This window comes from Sphingomonas sp., from assembly GCF_042095875.1.
Classification (GTDB): domain Bacteria; phylum Pseudomonadota; class Alphaproteobacteria; order Sphingomonadales; family Sphingomonadaceae; genus Sphingomonas.
This window is the reverse complement of record NZ_JBELMJ010000055.1, coordinates 1-8387: the sequence shown is the minus strand read 5'-3', so window position 1 is coordinate 8387 and position 8387 is coordinate 1. Positions and strand designations below refer to the sequence as shown.

Genomic DNA, 8387 nt, shown 5'->3' with positions numbered 1-8387 from the left:
GGCGTGCCAGGCGGCGTTCCTCGGCTTCGTGCTCGGCGCCGCGCCGCTGGTGTGGATCAACGCTGCGATGGCGCGTCGACCACCGACTGGTTGAGCAACGTGCCGTAGGGCGCGGTCTTCGGGTCGCCGCGGTTCTGCCGCGCGCCGAGCCACGCGGGCTGGATACCGGGTGCGGGTGTGACCTGCATTACCGGGGTCTTGGGTGGCGGACCGGTCGGCGTGGCGAGCGGGGCGTTGGCATTGCCCTCCCCGCCCTTGGCCGACGCGTCGCCCTCACCGCCTTTGCCGCAGGCGGCGAGCGGGGCCAGGAGCAGGGCCATCGACACGGCCGGGAGCAGGGATCGCATAAGCGGTGTAAAGCGCGAGCGGGCGTGCGCGTTCCCGCGGCCCCTGCCCGCGCGCGACGCGCATTCCCAGCGGGTGTGCGCGATGCTACACGGCGGCGTGCTCCGTCGTCTGCTGCTTCTGTTCGCGCTGCTGCTCGCGCTGCCCGCCACCGCGCGGCCGGCCTGCCACGACGCGGGCGCGGTGCAGGGCGTGGCGGCGAGCGGGCATGGCGCGCGCCTGGATCACGCGGGCGGGCACCACGACGCGCGCGACACCGGACATGCGGCGCACGCGAGCGGGCACGATTGCCTCGGCTGCATCCCGCCCGACATGCTGCTGGGCGCCCGCGTCGCGCGCGCCATCGTCCCGCGCGCGACCGTACAGGACGTCGCGCCGCCGCGCTTCGCGGCGGGCCTCGCTAGCGCACCGACACCGCCACCTCCGAAGACGGCGTGACCGCCGCGCCCGCGCGCGCGCCTCACGTCCCTTTCTCGGAGTTTTCCCATGTATCGCCCTCTCCTGCTCGCCGCCTGCGCGGCGGGTGCGCTGCTGCCCGTCGCGGCGACCGCGCAACACCGCCATGCCATGCCGATGCCCGGTGCCTCGCCGGCGACGGCAGCGCCGACCTCCACGCCGCGGCCCGATCGGCGGCAGCGCGCGCGCGTCGCGCCTGCCAAGATGCGTAAGCCTGATATCACGCGGGTTGCGCCGCGCGGCTCGGGGCAGGTGCCCTCCCCTGACCCGACTGGGGCGCATCGTACCGCCCGCGCCATGCCGGCGCAGCATGGCTCGATGTCGCCTGATCGAGCGCACGCGGACCTTGGCGCCACTGCGCCGATCGGCAGCACCGTAGATCACGCCGATATGAGCCATGCCGGTCACATCGGCGCGGCGCCTAGCGGTATTGCATCGTTCAACGCGGCGTCGAGCGTCACTCGTACCGCGCTGCACGGGACGGCAGGTATTGCCGGTGACGATCAGGCGCGGAGCGGCCATGAGCAGGACGCGCCGGGCGCGGCGACCGGCAGCAGCACCGATCACGCGCGGATGAACCACGGAGCGCAAGCCGCCCCCGCGCAGGAGCAGACGCCGACCGATCACGCGAAGATGGATCACGCCGCTATGGATCACGGCGCGATGAACCACGCCACGATGGGCGGCACCGCGATGAACCAGGGCGCGATGAATCACGCTGCGATGGGGCACGCCATGTCCTTCACCGCGCCGCTCGCGTGGCGGCGGGCGAGCGATGCCGCGCTGGCGCGCGCGCCGGTCGGCGCGGCGATGTCGGGGATGACGATGGGCACCGCGAACGGCTGGTACTCGCCCGGCAGCGGCACCGCGCGGCTGCCCGCCGCGGAGGGGCCGATGCGCGGTGCAATGTTCTCCGCCGGCGAGTGGATGGTGATGGCGCACGGCTACGCCTGGGGCAGCGTCACCGATCAGGGGGGACCACGCGGCGCCGACATGGCGTTCGTGCAGTCGATGGCGATGCTGATGGGCGACCGTGACCTGGGCGACCGTTTCCACCTGCAATTGCGCGCGATGGGCAGCCTGGAGCCCGCGATGGGGCAGCGCGGCTATCCCAATTTGTTCGCGACCGGCGAGACCGCGAACGGCGTGCCTTTGGTCGACCGGCAGCATCCGCACGACCTGTTCATGGAACTGGCCGCGCGCGTCGACTACCGGCTGGGGGGCGACACCAACCTGTTCCTCTACGGCGGACCGGTCGGCGAGCCCGCGCTCGGGCCCTCGGCGTTCATGCACCGCGGCTCGTCACGCTATCAGCCGCTGTCGCCGATCACGCACCATTGGTTCGATTCGACCCACATTACCTACGGCGTGGTGACCGCGGGCGTGTCCGCGCCCAGGTTCCAGCTCGAGGGATCGTGGTTCAAGGGGCGCGAGCCCGACGAGGAGCGCTGGGACATCGACCCCGTCCGGCTCGATTCCTGGTCGCTGCGCGGCACCTGGACGCCATCCCCCTTCCTCGCGGTGCAGGTCAGCCACGGGCATTTGAAGGAACCGGAGGTGCAGCACCCGGGCGAGGACGAGAACCGCACCACCGCGAGCGTGCAATGGGCGCGCGGCGGCGTCGCGACCACCATCGCCTGGTCGCGCAAGGACCGGCAGCCCGGCGACGTGCTGAACGCCTGGCTGGCGGAGGCGACGTGGGAGATATCACCCGCGCACGCGATCTTCGCGCGGGTCGAGAACGTCGCCAACGACGAGTTCTTTCCCGACCACGACTCGCCCCTGCACGACCGACGTTTTCGCGTGACCAAGGCGGAGGGCGGCTACGCCTATCGCCTGCCGATCGTCGGCGCGCTGGGTGTCGCGCTTGGCGGGACGGTAGCGGCCTATGCGAAGCCTGACGCGCTCGACGCGGCCTACGGCGACGATCCGGTGAGCTGGACCTTGTTCGCGAAGCTGGCGGTGGGGCTGTGACCGGAGCCTAGCCGACTGACCGCGCGGGCGCGGCACGCGGGCGGGCGCACCGCTGCCCGCATCGGGCGAGACAAAGCCGCGCCCGGAGATTACAGGCGGCGGCGATGCTGCGCCCGGTCCTCCCGCTCGCCGCGCTCGCCGCTTTGGCCGCGTGCGCTTATCCCTATACCCCGCCCGCGCTGTCGCCGGTGACGCAGCCGGCGCCGCCGGCGACCGGTGCGCCTTATACCACCGCGGCGGTGCCGCCCGCGGTGCAGGAGGCGCGCGCGCCGGTCACGATCCTGATCTCGATCGACGGCTTCCGCCCCGACTACCTCGACCGCGGCGTCACCCCCAACCTGTCGCGACTCGCCGCGACGGGCGTGTCGGCGGCCATGCGGCCGAGCTTTCCGTCCAAGACCTTTCCCAATCACTGGACGATCGTGACCGGGCTGCGCCCCGATCGCCACGGCATCGTCGCCAATTCGTTCATCGACCCCGCCCGCCCCGACGAGACGTTCACGATGGCGAGCGACGATCCGTTCTGGTGGAACGCGGCCGAGCCGATCTGGGTCACGGCACAGAAGGCGGGCATCCGCACCGCGACGATGTTCTGGCCCGGCGCCAACACCGCCTGGGGCGGGGTGCGCCGCGCGGGCGGGCACGGCGAGGTCGACGGCGGCACGCGGCCCTCCGACTGGCAGCAGTTCAACCAGGCGGTGACGGGCGAGCAACGCGTCGCCGCGGTGATCGACTGGATACGCCGCCCCGCCGCCACCCGCCCGCGGCTGGTCACGCTCTACTTCGACACGGTCGACAGCGCGGGGCACGCCTACGGCCCCGGCGACGCGCGCACGACGCAGGCGGTGGCGGCGGTCGACGCGCAGGTTGGCGCATTGGTGCAGGAGCTCGCCGCACTGGAGCAGCCCGCCAACCTGGTGATCGTCGCCGACCACGGGATGGCGGCGACCAGCAGTTCGCGCGTGATCGCGCTCGACCAACTCGTGGCCCCTGCCGACGCGCGCGTGTTCGAGGCGGGGCCGTACGCCAGTTTCTACCCCGCGACGGGCCGCGACGCGGCGGTGCGCGCGGCGCTGCTGCGCCCGCACGCGCACATGACGTGCTGGGCGAAGGGCGACGTGCCCGCGCGCTTCCACTACGGCGCGAACGTGCGCGTGCCGCCGTATCTGTGCCTCGCCGACGACGATCCGGGCGGGGCGTGGTCGATCGAGAAGACCGCGCCGGCCGGCCCGCGCGCGGGCGGCAACCACGGCTACGACAATGAAGCGCCCGACATGCGCGCGCTGTTCATCGCCAACGGTCCCGCGTTCGCGCGCGGCAAGCGGATCGGCGATTTCGACAACGTCGACGTCGCGCCGCTGCTGCGCGACCTGCTGGGGCTGCCCGCGGGTCAGGCGCTCGACGGCGACGATCGCCCGTTTCGCGGCCTGCTGAGGCGCTAGGGAGGCGAGCGATGCTATATTTCGAGGATTTGGCGGTCGGCGAGCGGCAGTCGTTCGGGTCGTACCGCGTCACGCGCGAGGAGGTGATCGACTTCGCCACCCGCTACGACCCGCAACCGTTCCACCTTTCCGACGAGGCCGCGGCGGCGACGCATTTCGGGCGATTGTCGGCCAGCGGTTGGCACACCTGCGCGATGGTGATGGCGATGCTGGTCGAGAACCTGAAACGCCACGAGCAGGCGGGGCTCGGCTCACCGGGGATCGACGAGTTGCGCTGGCTGGTGCCGGTCTACCCCGGCGATACTTTGCGCTGCGAGAGCGAGGTGACGGAGAAGCGCCGCTCGGCTTCCCGGCCCGAGCTGGGTATCTTCAAGAGCCGGCTGACCGTGTTCAATCAGGACGACGTGGTGGTCATGTCGATGATCTCGAACGGGCTGATCGCGACGCGACCGGCGGAGGGGTAGCGGTGCGTCAGCGCGCCGCGCCGCCGCCGGCGAATGAGCGAAGCTGCCCCCGGAACGTCGCGGCATTCGACATGCGCGAAGTGTTTGCGGCTGCTGGGGCGCTGCAGTTCGATGGTACGTGGCCGCAGAAGCCACGCGCCAGTTGCTCAATTCAGCAGGCTACGCTGACACCGGTTTGACGGCTTCCATCAAGCCCTTCGTCACCCCGGACCTGATCCGGGGCCCCGCTTCTCGGACGGGCAGAAAGAAGCGAGATCCCGGATCAAGTCCGGGATGACGGTGTCGGTTGCATAGACGGGAGACCGTTTAAGCCGCCCCCCATCTAGCCTCAGCGCGGGTTGGGGGCGCGACCGCCGCGGAAGCCGCCGCCGCGAGCGCGGGAGCCGTCACCGCGGCCGCCGGGGCGGAAGGCGCCCTGCGGACGCGGGGTGCGGACGCCCTCGGCGCGGTTCTGACGACGCAGGTCGCGATAGTCCTGGCGCACGTCGCCGCGATACTCGCGCCGGGCGTCGCGGCGCCCCTGCCGGAACTGATCGCGCGTGATCGTGCCGTTGCGATACGCCTGGCGGTTGTCGCGGATGTCGCCGCGATAGTCGCGCCGCTCGCCCCGCACGTCGCGGCGGAAATCGCCCCAGTTCTGCCGCACCTGCGCGTTGCCGCGGCGCCCTTCCCAGTAGCGGCGCTGGCTGTCGTTCCAGCGGTACGGACGGCGGTTGCGGTCGTAGACGAACGCGCCGGTGCCCGGATAATAATAATTGTTGTACCAGCCGTAGTAGCTGGGCGCGAAGCCGCCGCCGAACCCGCCGGCGTAATAGGGATCGCCGTAGTAACCGGCGCCACCGTAATAGCCGTCGTTGTAGTAACCGCTGCCGACCCCGACGTTGACGCCGCTATAGCCGTAGCCGTCGGTGCACGCACCGAGCCCGATACCCATGGCGCCGAGGAGCGCCACCACGCCGAACCGCTTGAAGATCATCCGTCCACTCCCGAACACAGGAAAGCGGCCGTTACGCGCCGCCATTCATCCCAGAACGAAGGCGGTACATCGAAGTTCCTTAATGGCCGGGGAACGAAACCAGCGCGTCGACCGCGATGTCGTCGCCGCGCAGCGCGTCCGCGCCGCCCAGGTCGGGCAGGTCGACCAGGAACTGCGCCTGGGTGACGGTCGCGCCCGCCTTGCGCAGCAGGCGCACCGCGGCGCGCGCGGTGCCGCCGGTCGCGATCAGGTCGTCGATCAGCAGCACGCGCGCGCCCGGCGCGCAGGCATCGGCGTGGATCGCGATCCGGTCCTGCCCATATTCGAGCGCGTAATCCTCCGCGATCGTGACGCCCGGCAGCTTGCCGTCCTTGCGAACCAGCAGCACGCCGGCGTTCAGCGGCACCGCCAGCGCGGCGGCGAACAGGAAGCCGCGCGCCTCGATCCCGGCGACCAGATCGACCGGGCCGCGCGTGGCGGCGACCATCCGCTCGACCGCAGTGGTGAGGCCGCCGGGCGACAGCAGCAGGGTCGTGATGTCGCGGAACTGGATGCCGGGCTTGGGGAAGTCCGGAATGGTGCGGATCAGCGCGCGAAGGTCGTCGTTTGCCATGCGCGCGCTTGTCGGCGGTGCGCGGAGCAAGTGCAAGGGTGTGGGTGTGGGTGTGGGTGTGGGTGTGGGTGTGGGTGACGGCGTGGGTAGGAACTGCCTCGGCCGATTAGGGCGCAGGTCGACACTAACTCCTCCCGTCGGCCCGGAATTGATCCGGGGCCCCGCTTCTTCTCTTCGGGAGCGAGGTCAGTGGGATCCCGGGTCATGCCCGGGATGACGGGTGGTTGGGGGCATGCGGAACGCGTCGGTCTTGCCTGCATACGACAGCGGCCGAGGCGTGTGCCCCGGCCGTGCCGTTGGTTGGTCGTCGGTGTCCGGGCGGGCGCCGCGGGCGAAGCCCGCGTCGTCGGTCGGCGCTGTGGCGCCGCCGGCCGATCGAGCGCGAGTGGCGCGCGGCAGCTATGCTGCCTGCGCGCCGCGCTCGATCAGTGCTCGATCCCCCGCCAGACGTTCTGATACGCGCCCCAGGTCAGGAACACGAAGATCACCAGGAAGATTACCGCGGCGAGCCCCGCGGCGTGGCGTGCCTCCAGGTTCGGCTCGGCGGTCCAGGTCAGGAACGCCGACACGTCGCGCGCCATCTGGTCCTTGGTCGCGCGCGTGCCGTCCGAGTAGGTCACCTGCCCGTCCGCGGTCAGCGGCGGCGGCATCGCGATGTTGAGGTTGGCGAAATACGGGTTGTAGTGCAGCCCCGGCGGCGTCTTGGCGCCCGGGAACTCCTTCAAGAGCTCCGCCGGCTGGTTGCGATAACCGGTCAGCAGCGCGTGGACGTAATTGGGGCCGTCCTCGCGCGCCTTGGTGATCAGCGACAGGTCGGGCGGCAGCGCGTTGTTGTTGGCGGCGCGCGCGGCGACCTCGTTCGCGAACGGCGACGGGAAGGTGTCGGACGGCAGGTTCTTGCGCGTCGCGGGTTCGCCCGTCTCCGGGTTCACGCTCGGCTGCTCGATCACCCACTGGTTGGCGATCGCCTTCACCTCGGGCTCGGAATAGCCGATCTTGGTCAGGTCGCGGAAGGCGACGTACTTGAGCGAGTGGCATGCGGCGCAAACTTCCTTGTACACCGCGAAGCCGCGCTGGACCTGCTGGCGGTCGAACTTGCCGAACAGCCCGGCGGAGGGCAGCCCGATATCCTCGGGATGCAGGTGGAAGACGTGTTCCGCGCTCTCCGCCGCGGGTTCGGTGATCGCGGTCTTGGCGGTGCCGAACAGCGCCAGCGCCAGCACGAAAACGAACGCCGCGCCGATCACGATCGAAATGAGACGAGCCATTGTGTTCTTTATCCCCTTTTCGTCGCTGCTCGGCTCAGCTCGCCATCGCGGTCTTGGCGGGCGAGGTACCGGCGTGCTTCTCCAGCACCGCCTCGGTGATCGAGTTCGGCAGCGGGCGCGGACGCTCCGACGCCGAGACCAGCGGCAGGATGATGAGGAAGTGCGCGAAATAATAACCCGCCGCGATCTGCCCCATGATGACGTTGCGCGCATTCGCCTCCGCGCCGCCGACATAGCCGAGCACCAGGATGTCGACCAGCAGCACGACCAGGAACCAGCGGTAGGTCGGGCGGTAGTTGGCCGAGCGCACCGGCGAATTGTCGATCCACGGCAGGAAGAACAGCAGCAGGATCGAGCCGAACATCGCGAGCACGCCCCAGAGCTTCGCCGGCAGCAGGAAGTCGGCGGTGAAGCTCTTCAGGATCGCGTAGAACGGCAGGAAATACCATTCGGGCACGATGTGCGCCGGGGTCGAGAGCGGGTTCGCCTCGATGTAATTGTCCGGGTGGCCGAGCAGGTTGGGCGAGAAGAAGATCAGCGCGGCGAAGATCAGGAAGAACACCGCGACGCCGACGCCGTCCTTGGCGGTGTAGTACGGGTGGAACGGCACCGTGTCCTGCTCGCCCTTCACGTCGACGCCGGTCGGGTTGTTCGACCCCGGGATGTGCAGCGCCCAGATGTGCAGGATGATGACGCCCGCGGTGACGAACGGCAGCAGATAGTGGAGCGAGAAGAAGCGGTTGAGCGCCGCATTGTCGGGCGCGAACCCGCCGAGCAGCCACACACGGATCGACTCGCCGACCAGCGGGATCGCCGAGAAGAAGCCGGTGATGACCTGCGCACCCCAGA

General features: G+C 70.4%; 9 protein-coding genes. 4 read left to right on the top strand and 5 right to left on the bottom strand.

Annotated features, from left to right (window positions below; genetic code table 11):
* Nucleotides 1-56: 56 nt before the first annotated feature.
* Nucleotides 57-320: a hypothetical protein gene (locus ACFDS6_RS14875; protein ID WP_375272887.1), complete on the bottom strand. Its 264-nt coding sequence runs from the start codon at nucleotides 318-320 to the stop codon at nucleotides 57-59.
* 124 nt (nucleotides 321-444) lie between these two features.
* Here ACFDS6_RS14875 and ACFDS6_RS14870 point away from each other — a divergent pair, with 124 nt between their 5' ends.
* The 4 genes from ACFDS6_RS14870 (at nucleotide 445) to ACFDS6_RS14855 (ending at nucleotide 4681) form a co-directional block, all read left to right on the top strand.
* Nucleotides 445-783, top strand: coding sequence for a hypothetical protein (locus ACFDS6_RS14870; RefSeq protein WP_375272886.1), 339 nt, complete (start codon nucleotides 445-447; stop codon nucleotides 781-783).
* Between the two features lie 48 nt (nucleotides 784-831).
* The gene (locus ACFDS6_RS14865) at nucleotides 832-2775 is read left to right on the top strand and encodes a hypothetical protein (protein ID WP_375272885.1); all 1944 of its coding nucleotides are present in this window, start codon (nucleotides 832-834) and stop codon (nucleotides 2773-2775) included.
* Between the two features lie 104 nt (nucleotides 2776-2879).
* On the top strand, nucleotides 2880-4217 hold the full coding sequence (locus ACFDS6_RS14860; RefSeq protein WP_375272884.1) for an ectonucleotide pyrophosphatase/phosphodiesterase: 1338 nt from the start codon (nucleotides 2880-2882) through the stop codon (nucleotides 4215-4217).
* 11 nt (nucleotides 4218-4228) lie between these two features.
* Nucleotides 4229-4681 carry a MaoC family dehydratase gene (locus ACFDS6_RS14855; protein ID WP_375272883.1) on the top strand — a complete coding sequence of 151 codons (453 nt, stop codon included), beginning with the start codon at nucleotides 4229-4231 and terminating at the stop codon, nucleotides 4679-4681.
* A 328-nt stretch (nucleotides 4682-5009) separates the two neighbouring features.
* Here the strand turns inward: ACFDS6_RS14855 and ACFDS6_RS14850 are convergent, their stop codons facing one another.
* From ACFDS6_RS14850 to ACFDS6_RS14835, 4 genes are all read right to left on the bottom strand, one after another.
* Nucleotides 5010-5657 (bottom strand): hypothetical protein, encoded by a 648-nt coding sequence (locus ACFDS6_RS14850; protein ID WP_375272882.1) that lies wholly within the window; start codon nucleotides 5655-5657, stop codon nucleotides 5010-5012.
* Between the two features lie 79 nt (nucleotides 5658-5736).
* Nucleotides 5737-6270 (bottom strand): adenine phosphoribosyltransferase, encoded by a 534-nt coding sequence (locus ACFDS6_RS14845; protein ID WP_375272881.1) that lies wholly within the window; start codon nucleotides 6268-6270, stop codon nucleotides 5737-5739.
* A 425-nt stretch (nucleotides 6271-6695) separates the two neighbouring features.
* Nucleotides 6696-7538, bottom strand: coding sequence for a cytochrome c1 (locus ACFDS6_RS14840; RefSeq protein ID WP_375272880.1), 843 nt, complete (start codon nucleotides 7536-7538; stop codon nucleotides 6696-6698).
* Nucleotides 7539-7572: 34 nt separating this feature from the next.
* Nucleotides 7573-8387: cytochrome bc complex cytochrome b subunit (locus tag ACFDS6_RS14835; protein ID WP_375272879.1), on the bottom strand; the 815-nt coding region annotated here is incomplete at its 5' end.

Bases quoted from the DNA above. Each gene is read 5' to 3' on its own strand.
- ACFDS6_RS14875 (WP_375272887.1), bottom strand. From the start codon at position 320: ATGGCCCTGCTCCTGGCCCCGCTCGCCGCCTGCGGCAAAGGCGGTGAG.
- ACFDS6_RS14865 (WP_375272885.1), top strand. From the start codon at position 832: ATGTATCGCCCTCTCCTGCTCGCCGCCTGCGCGGCGGGTGCGCTGCTG.
- ACFDS6_RS14860 (WP_375272884.1), top strand. From the start codon at position 2,880: ATGCTGCGCCCGGTCCTCCCGCTCGCCGCGCTCGCCGCTTTGGCCGCG.
- ACFDS6_RS14855 (WP_375272883.1), top strand. From the start codon at position 4,229: ATGCTATATTTCGAGGATTTGGCGGTCGGCGAGCGGCAGTCGTTCGGG.
- ACFDS6_RS14850 (WP_375272882.1), bottom strand. From the start codon at position 5,657: ATGATCTTCAAGCGGTTCGGCGTGGTGGCGCTCCTCGGCGCCATGGGT.
- ACFDS6_RS14845 (WP_375272881.1), bottom strand. From the start codon at position 6,270: ATGGCAAACGACGACCTTCGCGCGCTGATCCGCACCATTCCGGACTTC.
- ACFDS6_RS14840 (WP_375272880.1), bottom strand. From the start codon at position 7,538: ATGGCTCGTCTCATTTCGATCGTGATCGGCGCGGCGTTCGTTTTCGTG.